The 20,848-nt window shown below is 60.8% G+C and carries 19 protein-coding genes; 8 read left to right on the top strand and 11 right to left on the bottom strand.

What is annotated here, in order from left to right:
- Positions 1 to 63 precede the first annotated feature (63 nt).
- The gene (locus FFI16_RS05630) at positions 64 to 2,253 is read left to right on the top strand and encodes a patatin-like phospholipase family protein (protein WP_138815370.1); all 2,190 of its coding nucleotides are present in this window, start codon (positions 64 to 66) and stop codon (positions 2,251 to 2,253) included.
- Between the two features lie 49 nt (positions 2,254 to 2,302).
- On the opposite strand, the gene FFI16_RS05625 is transcribed toward FFI16_RS05630, so the two are convergent.
- Positions 2,303 to 2,737 carry a MarR family transcriptional regulator gene (locus FFI16_RS05625; RefSeq protein WP_138814466.1) on the bottom strand — a complete coding sequence of 145 codons (435 nt, stop codon included), beginning with the start codon at positions 2,735 to 2,737 and terminating at the stop codon, positions 2,303 to 2,305.
- Positions 2,738 to 2,858: 121 nt separating this feature from the next.
- Positions 2,859 to 4,988, bottom strand: coding sequence for a DNA helicase RecQ (recQ, locus tag FFI16_RS05620; protein ID WP_065929768.1), 2,130 nt, complete (start codon positions 4,986 to 4,988; stop codon positions 2,859 to 2,861).
- Positions 4,989 to 5,264: 276 nt separating this feature from the next.
- Between recQ and FFI16_RS05615 the strand changes: the two genes are divergently transcribed.
- The 3 genes from FFI16_RS05615 to FFI16_RS05605 all read left to right on the top strand — a co-directional run bounded on the left by FFI16_RS05615 (position 5,265) and on the right by FFI16_RS05605 (position 9,846).
- Positions 5,265 to 5,852: a YecA family protein gene (locus tag FFI16_RS05615; protein WP_017134909.1), complete on the top strand. Its 588-nt coding sequence runs from the start codon at positions 5,265 to 5,267 to the stop codon at positions 5,850 to 5,852.
- 11 nt (positions 5,853 to 5,863) lie between these two features.
- Positions 5,864 to 6,256 (top strand): YbaN family protein, encoded by a 393-nt coding sequence (locus tag FFI16_RS05610; RefSeq protein WP_178112636.1) that lies wholly within the window; start codon positions 5,864 to 5,866, stop codon positions 6,254 to 6,256.
- A gap of 119 nt (positions 6,257 to 6,375) precedes the next feature.
- Entirely contained in the window at positions 6,376 to 9,846 is a 3,471-nt protein-coding gene (locus FFI16_RS05605; RefSeq protein WP_138814465.1) for a PAS domain-containing hybrid sensor histidine kinase/response regulator, read from the top strand.
- A gap of 24 nt (positions 9,847 to 9,870) precedes the next feature.
- Here FFI16_RS05605 and rmuC read toward each other — a convergent pair whose 3' ends face one another.
- Together rmuC and FFI16_RS05595 are read right to left on the bottom strand one after the other, a co-directional pair.
- Positions 9,871 to 11,235: a DNA recombination protein RmuC gene (rmuC, locus tag FFI16_RS05600; protein ID WP_178112725.1), complete on the bottom strand. Its 1,365-nt coding sequence runs from the start codon at positions 11,233 to 11,235 to the stop codon at positions 9,871 to 9,873.
- A 175-nt stretch (positions 11,236 to 11,410) separates the two neighbouring features.
- Positions 11,411 to 11,734 (bottom strand): sel1 repeat family protein, encoded by a 324-nt coding sequence (locus FFI16_RS05595; protein ID WP_138814464.1) that lies wholly within the window; start codon positions 11,732 to 11,734, stop codon positions 11,411 to 11,413.
- A 460-nt stretch (positions 11,735 to 12,194) separates the two neighbouring features.
- Here FFI16_RS05595 and FFI16_RS05590 point away from each other — a divergent pair, with 460 nt between their 5' ends.
- From FFI16_RS05590 to FFI16_RS05570, 4 genes are all read left to right on the top strand, one after another.
- Positions 12,195 to 12,500: a hypothetical protein gene (locus FFI16_RS05590; RefSeq protein WP_138814463.1), complete on the top strand. Its 306-nt coding sequence runs from the start codon at positions 12,195 to 12,197 to the stop codon at positions 12,498 to 12,500.
- A gap of 441 nt (positions 12,501 to 12,941) precedes the next feature.
- Complete coding sequence (locus FFI16_RS05580) at positions 12,942 to 13,166, top strand: hypothetical protein (RefSeq protein WP_005790139.1); 225 nt, start codon at positions 12,942 to 12,944, stop codon at positions 13,164 to 13,166.
- A gap of 276 nt (positions 13,167 to 13,442) precedes the next feature.
- A complete protein-coding gene (locus FFI16_RS05575; protein WP_138814462.1) occupies positions 13,443 to 13,925 on the top strand; it encodes a hypothetical protein in 483 nt (160 codons plus the stop codon).
- A 146-nt stretch (positions 13,926 to 14,071) separates the two neighbouring features.
- Complete coding sequence (locus FFI16_RS05570; protein WP_138814461.1) at positions 14,072 to 15,346, top strand: OmpP1/FadL family transporter; 1,275 nt, start codon at positions 14,072 to 14,074, stop codon at positions 15,344 to 15,346.
- An 88-nt stretch (positions 15,347 to 15,434) separates the two neighbouring features.
- Here the strand turns inward: FFI16_RS05570 and FFI16_RS05565 are convergent, their stop codons facing one another.
- From FFI16_RS05565 to cobU, 7 genes are all read right to left on the bottom strand, one after another.
- Positions 15,435 to 15,983, bottom strand: a complete 549-nt coding sequence (locus tag FFI16_RS05565) for a glutathione peroxidase (RefSeq protein ID WP_138814460.1) — start codon at positions 15,981 to 15,983, stop codon at positions 15,435 to 15,437.
- Positions 15,984 to 16,132: 149 nt separating this feature from the next.
- Positions 16,133 to 17,332, bottom strand: coding sequence for an MFS transporter (locus tag FFI16_RS05560; RefSeq protein WP_178076253.1), 1,200 nt, complete (start codon positions 17,330 to 17,332; stop codon positions 16,133 to 16,135).
- Positions 17,333 to 17,396: 64 nt separating this feature from the next.
- On the bottom strand, positions 17,397 to 17,801 hold the full coding sequence (locus FFI16_RS05555; RefSeq protein WP_138814459.1) for a MarR family winged helix-turn-helix transcriptional regulator: 405 nt from the start codon (positions 17,799 to 17,801) through the stop codon (positions 17,397 to 17,399).
- Between the two features lie 42 nt (positions 17,802 to 17,843).
- Positions 17,844 to 18,572, bottom strand: a complete 729-nt coding sequence (locus tag FFI16_RS05550; RefSeq protein WP_138814458.1) for an adenosylcobinamide-GDP ribazoletransferase — start codon at positions 18,570 to 18,572, stop codon at positions 17,844 to 17,846.
- A gap of 2 nt (positions 18,573 to 18,574) precedes the next feature.
- Positions 18,575 to 19,150: an alpha-ribazole phosphatase family protein gene (cobC, locus tag FFI16_RS05545; RefSeq protein WP_138814457.1), complete on the bottom strand. Its 576-nt coding sequence runs from the start codon at positions 19,148 to 19,150 to the stop codon at positions 18,575 to 18,577.
- Positions 19,147 to 20,202 (bottom strand): nicotinate-nucleotide--dimethylbenzimidazole phosphoribosyltransferase, encoded by a 1,056-nt coding sequence (gene cobT, locus FFI16_RS05540; protein ID WP_138814456.1) that lies wholly within the window; start codon positions 20,200 to 20,202, stop codon positions 19,147 to 19,149. Before cobT ends, cobC begins: the two co-directional genes overlap by 4 nt.
- Positions 20,199 to 20,720 (bottom strand): bifunctional adenosylcobinamide kinase/adenosylcobinamide-phosphate guanylyltransferase, encoded by a 522-nt coding sequence (cobU, locus tag FFI16_RS05535; RefSeq protein WP_056861454.1) that lies wholly within the window; start codon positions 20,718 to 20,720, stop codon positions 20,199 to 20,201. Before cobU ends, cobT begins: the two co-directional genes overlap by 4 nt.
- Between the last annotated feature and the right edge of the window lie 128 nt (positions 20,721 to 20,848).

Raw genomic sequence — 20,848 nt, 5'->3', positions numbered from 1 at the left:
AACGGGCACGGACGATCGAGTGACTATAATACCGGCCTTTATTGCCCAGCCTCGAGATTCATGATGCGCCGCCTGTTGTCCTGCCTGTTTCTGTGCTTGCTTCCCCTGATCGCCGACGCCGTCGAAAGCCCCCGCCCCAAGATCGGCCTGGTGCTGTCCGGCGGTGCCGCCCGTGGCCTGGCGCATATTGGCGTGCTCAAGGCGCTGGAAGAGCAAGGTATCCAGATCGATGCCATTGCCGGCACCAGCATGGGCGCGGTGATCGGTGGCCTGTACGCCTCGGGCTACAAGATCGATGAACTGGAAAAGCTCGCGCTGAGTATTGACTGGCAACAGGCATTATCCGATGCCCCACCGCGTGAAGACGTGCCGTTTCGGCGCAAACAGGATGATCGCGACTTTCTCGTCAAACAAAAACTCAGCTTCCGCGATGACGGCAGCCTCGGCTTGCCGCTCGGCGTGATCCAGGGCCAGAACCTGGCATTGTTGCTGGAAAGCATGTTCGCCCACTCCAGCAATACGCGTAACTTCGACAAGCTACCAATCCCGTTCCGCGCCGTGGCCACCGACATCACCACCGGCGAAAAAGTGGTGTTCAGCAAGGGCCACTTGCCTCAGGTGATCCGCGCGAGCATGTCGATCCCGGCTGTGTTCGCTCCGGTGGAACTGGACGGACGACTGTTGGTTGACGGCGGCATGACCGACAACATCCCGCTGGATGTGGCGCGCGAAATGGGCGTCGATATCGCCATTGTCGTGGACATCGGCACGCCGCTGCGCTCACGCAAGCAACTGGCAACCGTGGTGGACGTACTCAACCAGTCCATCACCCTGATGACCCGGCGCAACTCCGAAGAACAACTCAAGGCCCTGCACCCCAAGGACGTACTGATCCAGCCGCCCCTGGCCGCCTACGGCGTGACGGACTTCGGCCGCGCCAAAGACATGATCGACGCCGGCTACCGAGCCACCCGCGCCCTCGACGTGCGCCTGGCGCACCTGCGCCCCGCCGAACCGATCGACCCGCAATTGGTGGAGGCCCGCACCCCAGGCGAACGCACGCCGGTGATCACGGCCATCAAGGTGGAAAACGATTCGAAAGTCAGCGACGACGTGATTCGCTACTACATCCGCCAAACCCTGGGCGAGCCGCTGAACCTGGGCCGCCTGCAAACCGACATGGGCACATTGTATGGCCTGGATTACTTCGAGCAGGTGCAATACCGCGTGGTGAAAAAGGGCCAGGACAATACCCTGGTCATCAGCGCGCGTGGCAAACGCAGCGGCACCGACTATTTGCGCCTGGGCCTGAGCCTGTCGGATGACATGCGCGGCGAAAGCGCCTACAACTTGGGCGCCAGTTACCGCATGAACGGCATCAACCGCCTTGGCGCCGAATGGCTGACGCGTGTGCAGATTGGTGATCGCCAAGAGCTGTACAGCGAGTTCTACCAGCCACTGGATGTGGGCTCGCGCTACTTCGTCGCGCCCTATATCAGTGCCCAGGCACAGAACGTTGACCTGGTGCTGGACAGCGACCCTATCGCCGAATACCGCCTGGAGCGCTACGGTTTTGGTTTGAACGTGGGGCGCCAGATCGGCAACAGCGGCGAGATCCGCTTCGGCGTCGGTGAGGCGTGGGGCAAAGCCGATGTGCGCATTGGCGAGCGCGACTTGCCGAGTGTCAGCTTCAGTGAGGGCTTCTATGAGCTCAAGTACTCGTTCGATTCACTGGATAACGTGTACTTCCCCCACTCTGGCGAAGACATCGGCCTGGCCTTCCGAGAGTTCGAGCCCGGCCTGGGGTCGGACCAGCGCTACCGACAGTGGGAGTTCAAGCTGGACAAGGCCATGAGCCACGGCCCGGACACCTTGATACTCGGCGGTCGTTATGGGCGCACCCTGGATAAATCCGACGTGGTGGTTTCCAGCTTCCTGCTCGGCGGTGCGCGGCAATTATCAGGCTTTCGCGAAGACTCAATCTCGGGGCAGAACATCGCGCTGATGCGCGCCGTGTACTACCGCCGCCTGACGCCGCGCTCGTACCTGCCGCTGGATTTCCCGCTGTACCTCGGCGCCTCGCTGGAACGCGGCCGGGCTTGGAACAACGACAATCAGTTCGACAGCGGGTATATCAATGCCGCGAGTGTTTTCCTCGGCTTTGATACGCCGTTGGGGCCGCTGAACTTCAGTTATGGGTTCAATGATGACAAGCAGCAGGCGGTGTACCTGAACCTGGGGCAGACGTTCTAGCTGAATGCCTGGCTTAATGTGGCGAGGGAGCTTGCTCCCTCGCCACACCTCAGGACTTTTCCAGGTTCGCCAGAATGTGCTCATGCACGCGCATGCACACACTCAAATCTGCTTCATCCAGGCCCACTAACAACTCATGGCGCAAGGCCGTGGCGATGGTTTCGATCTGGTCGATCAACGGGCGAGCGGAGTCGCACAGCAGGATGCGTTTGGCGCGCCGGTCTTCCAGCACCGCCTGGCGCTGCACCAGGCCCTGGCTTTCAAGGCTGTCCAGCAGGCGTGCCAGGGTGGGGCCTTCCACACCGACGCTTTGCGCCAGTTCGCGCTGAGTCGGTGCATCGGCAAAACGGGCCAGGTGCAACAGCACCAGCCAACGCGCCTGGGACAAACCCAGCCCCGCCAAACGGCGGTCCAGTTCAGCGCGCCAGCCTCGGGACATATGCGCCAACTGCATGCCAAAGCGGTGTTGTTCGGTTAACGGCATAAAAAACTCATGTTTTAGACTGAAAATAAAATGTGGCTAATTATTAGTCAGCTAAGCATGAGCTATGCCAGGAGGCAAGTAGTGCTATGTACTGATTCGTTACATTGTCGTAATTGGCACACTAAATTTCGAATTCAGACTGCAAAGCGGCCCGTACGCAATACAAAACACCCTCAGGAACACGCCCGGTAAACAGCGGTGCGATCTCCGTGACAGGTGGCAATTCGCCTTCTCCGTCGAGGAAAGCATCCTGGATTTCACCGAGCAGATCTTCCGGCAAATCAAGGGCCTGCTCCAACGACAATTGCTGTTTGCCGATGGACTCAGCCAGCAAGGTGTAGACGTTTTTTTCCGAGCATTGCAGCTGGCCGGCGATCTGGATCGGGGTCATGCCGGCACGCGCCAGGCTGATCAGTTCGTGACGGATGTCGGCGACTTCCTTCGGCGCCTCGGCCTGGCCACCGAGCACTTCGAGGAAGGCCTGGCCATAGCGTTCCAGCTTGCGCGCACCGACGCCGCTGACCTTGGCCATCTCGGCCATGCTGGTCGGCTGCTCGCGCAGCATCTCCAGCAACGTGGAGTCGGGGAAGATGACGTAAGGCGGCACACTGTGTTCCTGCGCCAGTTTGCGCCGCAGGGTGCGCAAGGCTTCCCACTGTTCGCGTTCTTCACCACGCACCAATTGGCTGGCCGGGCTGGTGCTGCTGCTTTTGGCGGTGGTCTGCGGCTTGAGGTCGCGACGCAGCTCCAGGCTCACCTCGCCCTTGAGCAAGGGTCGGCAACTGTCGTTCAGGCGCAAGCCGCCGTAGCCTTCAATGTCGATGTCCACCAGGTTGCGCGCGACCATCTGCCGGAACAACGAACGCCATTCGCCTTCGGCGCGCGCCTTGCCGACGCCGTATACCGAGAGTTTTTCGTGGCCGAAACTGCGCACTTTCTCGTTGTCCTTGCCCAGCAAAACATCCACCAGATGCCCCACGCCGTAGCGCTGGCCAGTGCGGTAGATCGTTGACAGCGCCTGGCGCGCCGGCTCAGTGGCGTCCCAGGTCTGTACACCATCGGTGCAATTGTCACAGTGCCCGCATGGCTCGGGCATGTCCTCGTCGAAATAGGCGAGCAGCGTCTGACGGCGGCAGCGGGTCTCTTCGCACAGCGAGAGCATGGCATCGAGCTTGTGTTGTTCCAGGCGTTTGTGGCGCTCGTCACCTTCGGAGTTCTGCAACATCTGCTTGAGCATCACCACGTCTTGCAGGCCGTAGACCATCCAGGCATCCGCCGGCAGGCCGTCACGGCCGGCGCGACCGGTTTCCTGGTAGTAGGCCTCGAGGGACTTGGGCAGGTCCATATGCGCAACAAAGCGCACGTTGGATTTGTCGATGCCCATGCCGAACGCGATGGTCGCCACCATGATCAGGCCTTCCTCGTTGAGGAAGCGCTTCTGGTGGGCAGAGCGCGTGTCATTGGGCAGGCCCGCGTGATACGGCAGCGCCGGGTAGCCTTGCTCGCAGAGGAACGCAGCGACCTCATCGACCTTTTTGCGCGACAGGCAATACACGATGCCTGCGTCGCTGCGCCGCTCGGACAGGAACGCCAGCAACTGCTTGCGCGGCTGTTCCTTGGGCACGATGCGGTAAAAAATATTCGGCCGGTCGAAGCTCGACAGAAAGCGTTCGGCGTTCTGCAGATGCAGGCGCTCGACGATTTCTTCCCGGGTGCGTTTGTCGGCGGTGGCGGTCAGGGCGATGCGCGGCACGTCGGGGAACAATTCCGCCAGTTGGCCCAGCTGCAGGTATTCGCGACGGAAATCGTGGCCCCATTGCGACACGCAGTGGGCTTCGTCGATGGCGAACAGCGCAATTTCCAGGCTTTGCAGAAAGGCCAGCATGCGCGGCTGCACCAGCCGTTCAGGCGCCAGGTAGAGCATCTTCACTTCACCGCGCTTGATGCGCGCAGCCAGCTCGCGCTGCTGTTCGGCACTCAAGGTGGAGTTCAAGGAAGCGGCGGCGACACCGAGTTCTTCAAGGGTGGCGACCTGGTCGTCCATCAACGCGATGAGCGGCGACACCACCACGGCCAAGCCATTGCGCAACAGCGCCGGCACCTGGAAGCACAACGACTTGCCGCCACCGGTAGGCATCAGGACCAGGGCATCACCACCACTGGCCACGCGCTCAATGATCGCACCCTGGCGGCCACGAAAACTGTCGTAGCCGAAGATGTCCTTGAGGACGCGTTGAGCCTGCTCGAGCATGTAAAACTCCAAAATGGTGCCGAAATCCCTCTGTACAGGCTGGCCGAAAAAACACCGCTTCACGGGAAATAATCCGTAAGCGAAGTTTTCGCGGATTGGCGCTTGGCCTGCAGGGGCATCACAAAACGCGGCAGTATACCCGAGCGTTACCCGGCAAAGGGCGTCACTGACGAATAGTCATCGTGCTCTAAAACCCGGCAAATATGCCTTGCAGCTGGCCTGGGCGCTCAAGAAAGCCTAGAATTCAGCATCGTTTATTCCCAAGGTAGCCCTTCAATGTCCTTCGCTGAGCAACTAACCCGCCTGCAAGCCTTCCTCGACGCCGATGAGCTGCATGACGAGGCGCTGGACTACGTGGCCGCTCACGGCTACCTGACCGCCCTGTCGATCTGCGCCGACGTCGTGCCCGACCGTGAATGGATCGACGCGCTGTTCGCCGAAGAACCGCACTACGCCGACGCCGCCCAACGCGAAGAAATCGAATCGACCCTGCTGGCCCTCAAGGCCCACATTGGTCGCCAACTGGCTTCCGATGAGGAATTCGAGCTGCCATGCGAGCTGGACCTGGGTGAGGAGCCGGATGACTCCGACCTGCGCGGCTGGTGCATCGGCTTCATGGAAGGTGTGTTCCTGCGCGAAGCCGCCTGGTTCGAAACTGCCGAGGAAGAAGTCAGCGAAATGCTGCTGCCGATCATGGTCGGTTCGGGCTTGTTCGACGACCAGCCGGAATTCTCCGACATCGCCGCCGATGCCAACCTGATGGACGACATGATCGTACAGATCCCGGAAGCCCTCACCGCCTTGTACCTGCTGTGCAACGCGCCTGACGAAAAACCGGCGATCCTCAAGCCTCGTCACCACTGAGTCGTCTGCCCATGACGCCCATGGGCAACCGCTCACTGCTCCTGCGCTACGTGCTGCTGGCCATCGGCTGGCTGAGCGTAGCGCTGGGCGTGATTGGTATTTTCCTGCCGGTATTGCCAACCACACCCTTCCTGCTGCTCGCCGCCGCCTGCTTCGCTCGAAGCTCCCCGCGCTTTTACCAATGGCTGGTGGAACATCCGCGCCTGGGGCCGTGGATTCGTGACTATCTGGATGGCAATGGTATTCCGCTCAAGGGCAAGGTGTATGCCATAGGCCTGATGTGGCTGAGCATTGGGTTTTCCTGCTACCTGGTGCCGCTGCCTTGGGCACGTGGGTTTATGCTGACCAGTGCGGTGTTGGTGACCGTTTACATCTTGCGTCAGAAAACCCTGCCACCGCGTTGAACACGCCCTGCGACATTCGATCCCACACGACCTTGGTCGACACTGACTAACCCCCGGCATCATGCGAGACTGTCCTACCGGGCTCGGAATGCCCGGGTGTTCTTATGCTCGGAGTTACCATGACGCTGTCCAGCGGGCTGATCGCCGCCGTTGCCCTGGCCTATATGGCCATTATGTTTGCCATCGCCTTTTACGGTGATCGCCGCCACGCGCCGCTGCCGCCACGCATGCGTGCCTGGGTATACAGCCTGTCGCTAGCCGTTTACTGCACCAGTTGGACCTTCTTCGGCGCCGTAGGCCAGGCCGCCGAGCAGCTGTGGGCGTTTTTACCGATCTACCTGGGACCTGTCCTGCTGCTGGTGCTGGCACCTTGGGTGCTGCAGAAGATGATTCTGATCAGCAAGCAGGAAAACATCACCTCCATTGCCGACTTTATCGCCGCACGCTACGGCAAATCCCAATCCCTGGCCGTGGTGGTGGCGCTGATCTGCCTGGTCGGCGTGCTGCCCTATATCGCCCTGCAACTCAAAGGCATCGTGCTGGGCGTGAACCTGTTGATCGGCTCCGGCCCCGACACCACCGGCACCCGCGCCCAGGACACCGCGTTGATCGTGTCGCTGGTATTGGCGCTGTTCACCATTGTATTCGGTACCCGCAACCTCGACGCCACCGAACACCACCGTGGCATGGTGCTGGCGATTGCGTTTGAATCGCTGGTCAAGCTGTTCGCGTTTCTGGCGGTCGGTGCATTCGTGACCTTCGGCCTGTACGACGGATTTGGCGATCTGTTCAGCCAGGCCATGCTCGCCCCGCGCCTGGAGGAATACTGGACAGAAACCATCAACTGGCCATCGATGGTGGTGCAGACCGGCGTAGCGATGATGGCGATCATCTGCCTGCCGCGGCAGTTTCACGTCACTGTGGTGGAGAACATCGACCCGCAGGACTTGCGCCTGGCCAAGTGGGTGTTCCCCGCGTACCTGATCCTCGCCGCACTGTTCGTCATCCCTATCGCCCTCGGCGGCAAAATGCTTTTGCCCGCCTCGGTATTGCCGGACTCCTACGTGATCAGCCTGCCCATGGCCGAAGCGCACCCGGCGCTTGCTGTGCTGGCGTTTATCGGCGGCGCCTCGGCGGCCACCGGCATGGTGATTGTGGCGAGCATCGCCTTGTCGACCATGGTCTCCAACGACATGCTGCTGCCGTGGCTGCTGCGCCGTTCCAGCGCCGAGCGGCCGTTCGAAGTATTCCGCCACTGGATGCTGTCGGTGCGCCGCGTCAGCATTGTGATCATCCTGTTGCTGGCCTACGTGAGTTACCGCCTGCTCGGCTCCAGCGCGAGCCTGGCAACCATCGGCCAGATCGCGTTCGCCGCCGTTACCCAACTGGCGCCCGCGATGCTTGGCGCGCTGTATTGGAAGCAGGCCAACCGACGCGGCGTGTTTGCCGGCTTGGCGGCGGGCACTTTCCTGTGGTTCTACACCTTGGTCCTACCGGTAACGGCGAAAAGCCTGGGCTGGTCGTTAAGCCTTTTCCCCGGGCTGACGTGGATGCATTCGCACCCCTTTGGTTTCACCGTCACCTCGTTGACCTTGGGCACTGTGTTTTCCCTGGCGGGCAACTTTACGCTGTTCGTGTGGGTGTCGATGCTGTCGCGCACACGGGTGTCCGAGCATTGGCAGGCCGGGCGCTTTATCGGTCAGGAAATCAGTCAGCGCGCCAATGCGCGCTCGATGCTGTCGGTGCAGATCAGCGACCTGCTCAGCCTTGCGGCACGTTTTGTCGGCGAGGAACGCGCCCAGCAAAGCTTTATCCGTTTCGCCTATCGCCAAGGCAAAGGCTTCAACCCCAACCAGAACGCCGATAACGACTGGATCGCCCACACCGAACGCTTGCTGGCCGGCGTGCTCGGCGCCTCTTCGACACGCGCTGTGGTAAAAGCCGCGATTGAAGGTCGGGAGATGCAGCTGGAGGACGTAGTACGCATCGCCGACGAAGCCTCCGAGGTGTTGCAGTTCAACCGCGCGCTGCTGCAAGGCGCGATCGAAAACATCACCCAGGGCATCAGTGTGGTCGACCAGTCCCTCAAGCTGGTGGCCTGGAACCGCCGCTATCTGGAACTGTTCAACTACCCCGAAGGCCTGATCAGCGTGGGCCGGCCGATTGCCGACATCATTCGCTACAACGCCGAGCGCGGCCTGTGTGGGCCGGGCGAGGCCCAAGTGCACGTAGCGCGCCGCCTGCACTGGATGCGCCAAGGTCGCGCGCACACCTCCGAACGGTTATTCCCGAATGGCCGCGTGATTGAGCTGATCGGCAATCCGATGCCCGGCGGCGGGTTTGTCATGAGCTTTACCGACATCACTGCGTTTCGGGAGGCCGAGCAGGCGCTGACCGAGGCCAATGAAGGCCTTGAGCAACGAGTGACCGAGCGCACCCATGAGCTGTCCCAACTCAATGTCGCTTTGACCGACGCCAAGGGCGTGGCCGAATCTGCCAGCCAGTCGAAAACCCGCTTCCTTGCGGCTGTCAGCCACGACCTGATGCAACCCTTGAATGCCGCTCGCCTGTTCTCGGCTGCCCTCTCCCACCAGCACGATGGCCTGTCTGCCGACGCCCGGCAATTGGTGCAGCACTTGGACAGCTCGCTGCGTTCGGCCGAAGACTTGATCAGTGATTTGCTGGATATCTCACGCCTGGAAAACGGCAAGATTAACCCGCAGCGCCAGCCCTTCGTGCTCAACGAGCTGTTCGACACCCTCGGCGCCGAATTCAAGGCGCTGGCTCAGGAGCAGGGCCTGCGTTTTCGCTTGCGCGGCAGCCGGTTGCGGGTGGACAGCGACATCAAGTTGCTCAGGCGGATTCTGCAGAATTTTCTCACCAATGCGTTCCGCTATGCCGACGGCCCCGTGCTGCTGGGCGTGCGCAGGCGCAAAGGCGAACTGTGCCTGGAAGTGTGGGACCGTGGCCCTGGCATTCCGCTGGATAAACAGAAGGTCATCTTCGAAGAGTTCAAGCGCCTGGACAGCCACCAGACCCGCGCCGAGAAAGGCCTGGGCCTGGGCCTGGCCATCGCTGACGGCCTGTGCCGCGTGCTCGGGCATACATTGAGCGTGCGCTCGTGGCCGGGCCAAGGCAGCGTGTTCAGCGTGCGCGTGCCGCTGGCGCGCAACCAGGCCAGCCCGCAGGTCAAGATCGCGCCAGACAATGGGCAGCCATTAAGCGGCGCGCAGGTGCTGTGCGTGGATAACGAGGAAAGCATCCTGATCGGCATGCGCAGCCTGCTGACGCGCTGGGGCTGCGAGGTGTGGACCGCCGCCGACCAGGCGCAATGCGCGGCACTGCTGGCTGAAGGTGTGCGACCGCAATTGGCGCTGGTGGATTACCACCTGGACCACGGCGAGACGGGCACGGAGCTGATGGGCTGGCTGCGGGCGCAGCTGGCGGAGCCGATTCCCGGGGTGGTGATCAGTGCCGATGGGCGACCGGAGATGGTCGCCGAGGTGCATGCAGCGGGGTTGGATTACTTGGCCAAGCCGGTGAAACCGGCGGCGTTGCGGGCGTTGTTGAGTCGGCATTTGCCGCTTTAAACAGTGTACTCGGTCGGATTGCATTTACTCGGGCAGGTGCGCCACGCCGTCTGAATCGGTCATTGCGCGTTCGAGCAAATCCGCCGGCAGGCTTTTACTCGCGCGCGCGCCCAGCAACCGCAATTGCTCGGTACGGCTGACCAGATTCCCACGCCCATCTGTGAGCTTGTTACGCGCCGCGCTGTAAGCCTTATCCAACTGTTGCAGACGGTTGCCCACTTCATCCAGGTCCTGGATAAACAGCACGAACTTGTCGTACAGCCAGCCGGCCCGTTCGGCAATTTCCCGCGCGTTCTGACTCTGACGCTCTTGCTTCCACAGGCTGTCGATTACCCGCAGGGTGGCGAGCAAGGTGGTGGGGCTGACAATCACGATATGGCGGTCGAACGCCTCCTGGAACAGGTTCGGCTCAGCCTGCAAAGCCGCGGAAAAAGCCGCCTCGATGGGCACGAACAGCAACACGAAATCCAGGCTGTGCAACCCTTCCAGGCGCTTGTAATCCTTGCCGGCCAAGCCTTTGACGTGGTTACGCAGGGACAGTACATGCTGCTTGAGGGCCGCCTGGCCAATCACCTCATCATCTGCCGCCACATATTGCTGATACGCCGTGAGGCTGACCTTGGAGTCGACCACCACCTGCTTGTCGCCCGGCAACATGATCAGCACGTCCGGCTGGAAGCGCTCGCCGTCCGGCCCTTTGAGGCTCACTTGGGTCTGGTACTCGCGGCCCTTCTCCAGCCCGGCATGTTCCAGCACCCGCTCAAGAATCAGTTCGCCCCAGTTGCCCTGGGTTTTCTGGCCCTTGAGGGCGCGGGTCAGGTTGGTGGCTTCGTCCGACAGGCGCAGGTTCAATTGCTGCAGACGCTCAAGCTCTTTAGCCAGGGAAAAACGCTCGCGGGCCTCGTTCTGATAGCTTTCTTCCACACGCTTTTCGAAGGACTGGATGCGCTCCTTCAGCGGGTCAAGCAACTGGCCCAGGCGTTCCTGGCTGGTTTCGGCGAAACGCTGCTCGCGCTCATCGAAGATCTTTCCGGCAAGTTCGGCAAACTGCGCGCGCAGCTCATCGCGCGAACCTTGCAGGTCGGTGAGGCGCTGTTGATGGCTGTCCTGTTGCTCACGCAGTTCGGCGCGCAAGGCGGCTGACAGCGCATCGAGGCGGCGCAGCTCGGTTTCCTTGGCGCTGCGGTCGAGGTTCCAGGCGTGGGCGGCGTCGCGGGCATTATCGCGGTCGATTTGCAGCAGTTCGACTTCGCGGCGCATGGCGGCCAGGTCAGCCTGTTTGGCGGCGTTGGCCTGGCTGAGGTCGCTGATTTCATCGCGACTGGCGTCGAGTTGCGCGGCCAGCCCCTCTTGGGCCAGTTGCGCGGTAGCCAGGCGCTCTTCGAGCAGCTCCCAGCCGGTCATGCGCGCGCTCAGTCGTCGTTGAATCTGCCAGCACAGGGCCAGTAACGGCACTGCTGCACCCGCCAGACCCAAGGCAATACTGGTCCAGTCAAAAACCATAGCCATTTCTGCCATCACCCAAAAGGAGCAAGGTTAACCAAGCACGGGGCTTGAGGACAGCTCAGTCTTCGACCTGCCCCAACTCGCGCAGGGCGCGACGGTCGCCGGCGCGGGCGGCCAGGCGCAGCAGGTCGTGGCCGATGCGGCGGTCGCGGGCATTGCCGCACTCGCGACACATCAACTGGCCCAGCCGGCTTTGGGCGGCGACTACGCCATCGCGGGCCGGCTGCTTGAGCAGGTGCCCGGCGAAGTGCTTGACGTTGACGTTGTGCCCCAGTCGCGGGCTGTCGAGCAACCACAAGGCAACTTTCAAGGAAAAGCGCTTGGGTGCGGTAACAGTTTGAGGGGTGTCGGTAACAGAGGGTGATACTGAGCGAAACTTCATAAAGCACTGTGGGACAGATTGGAAGGCGCGCCACTCTACTCTTTTTTTCGCGCAGGTAAAGCTGGAAAAATCCTACACGCCCGTTCTAGAGCAAGCGCTCGGGACAATCCACAGAAGCTGTGGATAACTCAGTGGACAACCTGCCTTGAACTCGCGCAAAGGCCCATGAAACGGGGGCCGCAGTCAAACTGACGATTTTTTCACCAATAAAAAAAAGTGATGTTTTTCATTGACTTAAATTTTCGTTGCAGGCTAACGACGACGCTTCCGGGCAGTTGACAGAGGGGTTACACACCGCGCAACTAATGTGCACAAGTACCCATCCAGTGGTTATATCACCGAGGTTTTTTGCTTCAACCTGTTCGAAAATGTTACCGGCCTGCAGGAACAGAGTACTTTTCAAATCCGCCTCGGCTCGCCACACTCACGCCCCATCGACTTGACCCTCCTGTAGGCGCCGATGAAAGGAATTCTGTTGTTTGCCGTGTTGCTGCTCGCCATCTGCGCGACCTCACTGGGCATCAATGCAGCGCTGCCCTCGCCTGACGGGGCGTTGTTCGCCATTGCTATCCTGTTATCGGCGGCCTTTACTGCCGTCAGCCTGTGCATCGAGCTGGGAGACGGCCGGATCAATGACATGCGCGACGTGATGAAGGTGATCGAGACCGGCCGTTCCTGGCGCCTGACCCTCGCCGCCTACGGGCTGGGTTGCTCACTGGCGGCGGCCGTGACGGTGCTGGTCTATCGTGGCCTGCTGGGCGGTTGATAAAAGTTTTTTGCTCAGCCGCTTCCCTTCCCGGTTTCGATCCGTTACTATCCGCGGCGTTAGTACCAAGCTGAAAGTCAATTCTGGTCGAACAACTCCCCTGAACAACACGGGACCGACCACCTCGATGGTTTCCAGGTATCACTTGCGACGACACTGCCTTTGAATATGCAAAGGGTGTCGCGAAGTCTCAATACTCTGACCGAACCAACCTGCAAATTGATCAGGATCTTCACCCTGGGCCCAGAACCTTTGCCCCTGTTGTGTTGCCTGCCCTCCTAAGTACCTACCTGCCAGCCCAAGCGCGCCAACTTAATAGCGCTTCAAACTGGCTGCTTTGTTCCAGTCGGGTTCTTCGTTTGATCAATGGTGATCAACGTTACTGGAACGTTTTAACGCTGCACGGTTCTTATCCGTGTCATTTGTAGGAACACCAATAATATGAACGCTCAAATCCACACTCAGGATGCCATTCGCACCCTCACCAACGCTTTTGCACCAATGAACTGCCTGATCATGGCCGCTCGCAAAGGCTGCTTCAGCTTCACCCTGGTCAACGAACACGGCATCGCTCGTCACAGCGAACGCCTGTACCCCGATCAATACTCCAGCGCAGAACCGCTGCAGGCCGTGATCGAGCGTACCCGTCAGGCACTGACTGCCTGATCGACCCGAGTCGCTGAAACACAAAAACCCTGTTTAAAAAGCAGGGTTTTTTATTGCCTGAAATTCGTCATTGAAACATTTTGGCTAAGTTCAAATAGATATAAACGTTATAACTAAATGAAGAAGATGTTTTAAAAACAGTCCTTTACATCGTGAATATGACACTACACTTCAACTCAAGCGGCATGATCCGCTTGCGACGGGCCTGAGATTCGATTCACAGCTGCCAAGCCCCCTCTCAGGCACCGTCGACCACTTTCATGGACCGAGGCTTGTATGGGTATCGCCGCCAGCGAATTGTGTCGTTATGTGATCCGGCCGACTTTGATCTACCTCGGCCGCCATGACGCGACAGCCGAAGCCCTGCTGCTGGGCATTGCCGCCAGCCAGTCGGAACTCGGCTCGGCGCTGCATGACCGGCGTGGCCACGGCCTGTACAGCATCACCGAGCCGCGCCACCGCGCCCTTTGGGACCACTACCTGGCGCGCGACCCCGAGCGCGCCAGCCTGGTACGCGGGCTGGCCAGCCAGCATGCATTCCTCAGTGCGCCGCAGCTTGAGCTGACCGTTAACCTTCGGTATGCCACCGCCATTGCCTGGCTGCTGGTGGAGCAACACCGCCCTGCCCTGCCGGAGCCTGGCGATGTACTGGCGATGGCGCGCATCTGGAAAGAAATATTTCACCCTCAAGGCCGGCTGCGGGATTTTACCCAAGCCTGGCAAACCTGTGTTTCACCCATGAATCAGGTCACTTGTTGATCAGGCGTTTTGCAAGATTCGGCTAAATACGTTGATTTTGGTCGGATTGTCCTACAAAACCGCTCTATCTCCTGCATTACAGCCTATAGCGCTAACCTAAATTTATTGTTACTTTCCGCAGCGGTGATCACCACGGAGTTCTAATAATGAAAAAAGTAATGCTCAAGACCACACTTAGCCTCGCCGTTGCAATGGCCTCCACCCAACTGTTTGCGAGCGGCTTTGCCCTCAACGAGCAAAGCATCAGTGGGATGGGTACGGGTTTTGCGGGGCGCTCTTCATCTGCCGATGATGCAAGTACTGTCGCTGGCAACCCTGCCGGCATGTCGCGCCTCAAGCGCGATCAAATCACTGCCGGCGTCGCAGCTATCGACGCCAAGACCGATATCAAAAACACCAGCGGTGGCCCACCCGGCAGCAGCAACGACGGCGACATGGTTCCTTTTACCAAAGTCCCGATGTTGTTTGCCGTGAAAAAAGCCACCGATGACCTGGCGTTCGGCCTGGGCGTGTATGCGCCGTTCGGCCTGATCACCAACTACGAAGACAGCTTCGGCGGCCGTTACTACGGCAAGAAGAGTGACGTTAAAGTCGTCACCCTCCAGCCGACTGTCAGCTACGCCTTCAACGAATACGTGTCCGTGGGTTTTGGCCCGACGTTCAACAAGATCAGCGGTAACCTGACCTCGTCGACGCCGCTGGCGCAAACCTTCGGCCGCAATGATGGCCTGGTGGACATCAAGGGCGATGACACCGCGTGGGGCTACAAAGTCGGTATCCTGGTAACGCCATGGGCGAGCACCAACATCGGCCTGACGTACACCTCCAAGGTTTCCTACAACCTCTCGGGTCACACCGATATTTCCGGCCCGGGTTTTGGTCCGTTCAACGGCGGGCGTTTTGACGCCAAGTTGAATATCACCACGCCAGAATCCTACGACATGTCCATCACCCACAAGCTGGATGACCAATGGACGTTGTATGCGGGTACTACATGGACCCGTTGGAGCCGCCTGAAAGAAATCACCGTCAACAACTCGGGTGTTTCGCCTGCACTGGGTGGCGCGGCTGGCCCAATCGGTCGCATCAACGAGCCACAGAACTGGCATGACACCTGGGCCTCGGCCATCGGTGCTTCGTTCCAGGTGAACAAACAGTGGGTACTGCGTACCGGTTTCTCGGTTGACCAATCGCCTACCAACAACACCGACCGTTCGGTGCGTATCCCGACTGGCGACCGTAAGGCCGTCAGCTTTGGTGCCGGTTTCAGCCCGACCGAAGACTGGACAATCGACGCTGCCGTCTCCTACCTGTGGGAAGAAGAAGTCAACGTCAACCGTACCGGCAAGGGCAACGCCTACAACGCCGAGTACAAAAACAGCGCTTGGGGTTACGGCCTGGGTGCGACTTACAAGTTCTGATTCACCGCGAGCCTGACCGGCTCGCCAGCTGAATCTAAAAAAGCCCCGCTCTCCTGCACAGGAGGCGGGGCTTTTTAATGCCCGACGTTCAGGGTTTGGAGGCCAATGCCGCTTCCACTGCCTTGATCAGGTCCGGGCTGTCCGGCTTGGTCAAACTGGAGAAGTTGGCAATGACCTTGCCCTGGCGATCGACCACGTACTTGTAGAAATTCCACTTTGGCGCGCTGGTCTGCTGCGCCAGGACCTTGAACAGGTGGACCGCGTCCGGTCCTTTGACTTTTTGCGGCTCGGTCATGGTGAAGGTCACGCCGTAATTCACGTAACAGACCTTGGCGGTCTCTTCGCCGGTCTTGGCTTCCTGCTTGAAGTCATCGGACGGTACGCCGATCACTTCCAGGCCCTGGCCCTTATAGCGCTGGTACAAGGCTTCGAGGCCTTTGAACTGCGGCGCGAACCCACAAAAACTGGCGGTGTTGACGATCACCAGGGGTTTGCCGGCGAAGCGCTGGCACAGATCGATGGATTCCTTGGCGCGCAGCTTGGGCAATTGGCCCTCAAGCAACGGCGGGCAATTGGCGGCCATGGCAGCACTGCCAATGGCCATCAGGACGGGTACTGCAAGCCAGCGCATCTGCATGTCATAAGTCCTTAACATTTCCAGACCACGAACTTAACAGATCGACATACCCAGTTGCATCAATGCCAGCCCACCGCGCTGCCAGCCCCACCAGGCCAGCAGCATCAGCACGACCAGCGCCGCCACCACCAAACACCGTGCCGTCACACTCATGCCGCCTCCATTTGCGCCTGCAGGCGCGCCACCGGCCGCTCGCGCACCGGCCAGTTCAACGCGGCGGCGAGCAGGCTGAGCAGAATTGCCACCTGCCAGATCAAATCGTAGTTGCCGGTTCGATCATAGACCACCCCGCCCAACCAGCCGCCGAGAAACGAGCCGAGTTGGTGGAACAGAAACACAATCCCACCGAGCATCGAGAGGTTTCGCACACCAAACAAGGTGGCGACGGTGCCGTTGGTCAGCGGCACCGTGGACAGCCACAAAAAGCCCATGGCCATGCCAAACAGGTAGGCCGTGACTTCGGTGACCGGCGCCCACAGGAACAACACGATGACCACCGCACGCAGCAGGTACAGGCCGGTGAGCAGCCGAGGCTTGGACATGCGCCCGCCAAGCCAGCCGGCGGTGTAGGTGCCGAATACATTAAACAGACCGATCAAGGCCAGCACCGTAGTGCCCACAGTGGCCGGTAAATGCTGGTCGACCAGATACGCCGGCAGGTGCACGCCGATAAACACCACCTGGAAACCGCACACAAAAAAGCCGAATGCCAGCAACCAGAAGCCGGAATGGGAACAGGCTTCCTTCAAGGCTTCGCGCAAGGTTTGCTGGCCAGTCACCACCGGCAGCGGCTTGTCCTTTAGCATCGCCACCAGCGGCAAAATCAACGCCACCATCAGGCCCAATGCCAGCAAAGCGGCCGACCAGCCCAGCCAGCCGATCAAACCCAAAGTGCCTGGTACCATGGCGAACTGGCCGAAAGAGCCTGCGGCGCTGGCGATGCCCATGGCCATGCTGCGTTTTTCCGGCGGTACGGCGCGGCCCACCACGCCGAGAATCACCGAAAACGAGGTGCCCGACAGGCCGATGCCAATCAGCAAACCCGCACTCAGCGACAATGACCACGCCGAATCGGACATGCCCATCAACACCAGGCCGACGGCGTACAGCACGCCGCCGACAAACACTGCCTTGGTCGCGCCAAAACGATCGGCCAGGGCGCCGGTAAACGGCTGCGCCAGGCCCCAGATCAGGTTCTGCAGGGCGATGGCAAAAGCAAACGTCTCGCGGCCCCAGCCAAATTCGTTGCTCATCGGCGCCAGGAACAGGCCAAAGCCATGCCGCACGCCCAAGGACAACGCCAGGATCAGCGCACTCCCCACAAGGATCCAACCACTGGTGCGCCACATCGAGGTCATATTCTTATTCTCCGCTCGCGGGTATATACCCGCTTGTAATCGAACAAACCCGCGATCAGGCGAGTTCATCCAGCAAGGCCAACAAGGTTTCGCGCTTTTCGGCGCCTAACTGATCAATCAATTTTTGCTGCGCCGCTTCCCACGCCGGCAACGCCGCAGCCAGCCGCTCTTCGCCGGCTGGCGTCAACAGCACCAGGCGGTTGCGCAGGTCATCGCCTTCGACCAGTTGTACCAGGCCTTCGCCCTCCAGCACGCGCAAGTTGCGGCCCAAGGTGCTGCGATCCAGGCCCATGGCTTCGGCCAGGCTGGAAATGCTCGGTTGGTCGAGGCGCTGCAAATTGCACAGCAGAGAATACTGGGCGACGTTGATCCCGAAGCCGTCGAGAGCGCCGTCGTAATGCCTGCTGACGCCACGGGCGGCACGTCGCAGGTTGGTGCATAAACATTGGGAGGCAAGCATGGAACGTGTATATACCCGCGATTAAGGAAATGCAAGAAAGTGTTACAGCGCCAAACCGACCAACACCGCGACTTCCAGCAGCTCCAGGAGCGCGCCCGCAGTGTCGCCCGTCGTGCCACCGAGCCGGTTGACCATCAATTGGCGCAGGCCGATAAAACACAGTGCCGCCAACAGAACCGCAATGCCGCCACTGAAACCGCCGATCAGGATGCAGGCCAGGCCACTGAGGATCAACACCTGTTGGCCGACAACGCGCGGCAAATAGTCTGACAGCGCCTGGCCCAACCCCCCAGCGCGCACATAGCGTGTGGTAAGGAACAGCGCCAACATCGATGCCCGCCCGATCAGCGGCGCCAGGATCAACGCCGCACCATTATGTTTCTCGATCAACGCCACCAGCGCGGTGAACTTGAGCAACAGCACCAAGCCCAGGGTGACCACCGCAATCGGCCCGCTGCGCGGGTCTTTCATGATGGTCAGGGTGCGCTCGCGGTCGCCGAAACCACCGAGCCAGGCATCGGCGCTGTCCGCCAGGCCGTCCAGGTGCAAGCCACCGCTCAGCAACACCCACGCCGTCAGCAATAAGGCGGCATGCAGCAACAACGGCGCGCCCATCAATACGCTGTTCAGCGCCCATAACAGCACGCCGAACAACAGCCCGACCACGGGATAAAACAGCAGCGAACGCCCAAGCTCTTGAGGCTGCGGCATGCCCGGCAAACGAATCGGCAGGCTGCTGAGAAATTGCAGGGCAATCCAGAACGGCAGCATCGTCAGGTTCCTTCCTTCAACACACCATCGGCAGACACGCGCAGGCTGAACAGCCCGCCATGGCCAACTTCGACATTCAATAACTGCTCGCGCGGCAAACCGCGCGCCTGCGCCAGTAGCAGACGCATCACGCCACCGTGACTGATCAGCAACACGCGCTCACCGGCATAGGCCTGATGCAAACGTGAGATGGCGCCCAGCACACGGCGGGAAAAGTCGCTGACCGGCTCGCCCTCGGGTGGTGTGAAGTTGTACGGATCAGCCCAGAACAGGCCGAGCCCTTCAGCGTCGGTTTCCATCAGCGCTGCTGCGCTATGCCCTTCCCAGGCGCCGAAGTGCAATTCCTGCAGATCTTTTTCCAGGCTCACCGGCACATCGAGGCGTGCGCCCAGCTCTTGGGCGAATAGCGCGCAACGCTGCAACGGCGAACTGATCACGCGGTCCCAAGGCCCCTGCTCTGCAACGGCGGCGCGCATCTGTGCCCAACCCTTGTCGGTGAGCGCGTCGTCGAGGCTGCCGCGCAGGCCGCCACCCAGCTCGGTTTCGCCGTGGCGCAACAGGTCCAGGTGCAAGGTCATGCCGGGCGGTCTGCCACGGCCGCTTCGGCAAATGTCGCCATTTGCCCGTGCAGCGCACACGCCAGGCGCAGCAACGGCACTGCCAGCGCCGCACCACTGCCCTCGCCCAGGCGCAGGCCGAGTTGCAGCAAGGGTTCGGCGTTAAGGTGTTGCAGGACGTGACGATGGCCCGGCTCGGCGCCACCGTGGCCGAACACCAGCCATTCACGGCAGGCCGGGTTCAGGCGCGTGGCGACCAGTGCGGCGACGGTGCAGATAAACCCATCCACCAGTACGACGATGCCTTCTTGCGCGCAGGCCAGATAGGCACCGACCAGCGCGGCGATTTCAAACCCGCCGAGGTTGAACAGGGTGTGCAGTGCGTCGTTGCGCTGCCCGGCATGCAGCGCCAGTGCGCGCTCGATAACTGCCACTTTGTGGCTGACGCCCTGGGCGTTCAAACCGGTGCCCGGGCCTGTGAGGTCGCTGACCTTGCAATCGAGCAACGCGCACGCCAAGGCGCTGGCGGCGGTGGTATTGCCGATGCCCATCTCACCGCCGATAAACAGCTGGGCGCCGTTTTCCAATGCACGACGCGCGCTATCGCGACCGGCTTGCAGCGCCAGGCGGCCTTGAGCTTCAGTCATGGCCGGGCCATTGACGAAGTTCGCCGTGCCCGCACCAATATTCAGGTGACGTACACCGGGCAGATTCAGGGACGGCGTCACCGTACCGAGGTCGACCACCTCCAGCTGCGCATCCAGCTGGCGCGCCAACACACTGATGGCGGCGCCGCCGGTAACGAAGTTGTGCAGCATTTGCCCGGTCACTTCCTGGGGAAAGGCCGACACGCCTTCTGCGACGACGCCATGGTCACCGGCAAAAATAGCGATCCACACTTGGTCCACCAACGGTTTGACCTGGCCTTGCAGGCCGGCCAGTTGCACCGCCACCGCTTCCAATTGGCCGAGCGAGCCGGCCGGTTTGGTCAGCTGCTGTTGGCGTGCCAGCGCTTGTTCGTGCGCCGCCGTGTCGACGGCCTTGCAGGGGTTGAGCCACCAGGTGTCAGTCATAACGCAGTACCTTTCAAAGTCAGGGGCAGGCCGGCAACCGTCAGGACAACACGCTGACACCGCTCGGCCAAGGCTTGATGCAGCCAACCGGCTTCATCCACATAGCGGCGAGTCAATTCGCCCAGCGGCACGACACCCATTCCGGTCTCGTTGCTGACAAAAATGATTTCACCCGGCAGTGCAGCCAGGGTGTGCAGCAATTGATCACGCTCCAGCGCCAGGCGCGCCGGGTCTTCGAGCATCAGCAGGTTGGTGAGCCACAGGGTCAGGCAGTCCACCAGCAGGCAACGCCCGGCGGCGGCGTTTTCGCGCAGTACGCGGGCCAGTTCGATCGGTTCTTCAATCAGCCCCCAGTGGTCCGGACGACGCTCGCGGTGATGCGCGACACGTGCGCTCATCTCGCCATCCAGCGGCTGGCTGGTGGCGATGTAGATGACGGGCAAGGTGCTGTCGCTGGCGAGCTTTTCGGCCAGGCGACTTTTGCCGGAGCGGGCGCCGCCGAGGATTAGTTGATGCATGGGATAGCGCCTTGTTCGGCGGGTGGCGAGGTTGGGGTGTGCAGCGGCGAGTGGGGTGAGTCAGATAGGTATGCAGTGGCTGACCTACCGTCATCGCAGGCAAGCCAACTCCCACAGGAGGGCAGATT

The sequence above is a fragment of the Pseudomonas sp. KBS0710 genome (assembly GCF_005938045.2).
Taxonomy (GTDB): domain Bacteria; phylum Pseudomonadota; class Gammaproteobacteria; order Pseudomonadales; family Pseudomonadaceae; genus Aquipseudomonas.
This window is presented reverse-complemented; position numbering and strand designations above follow the sequence as displayed.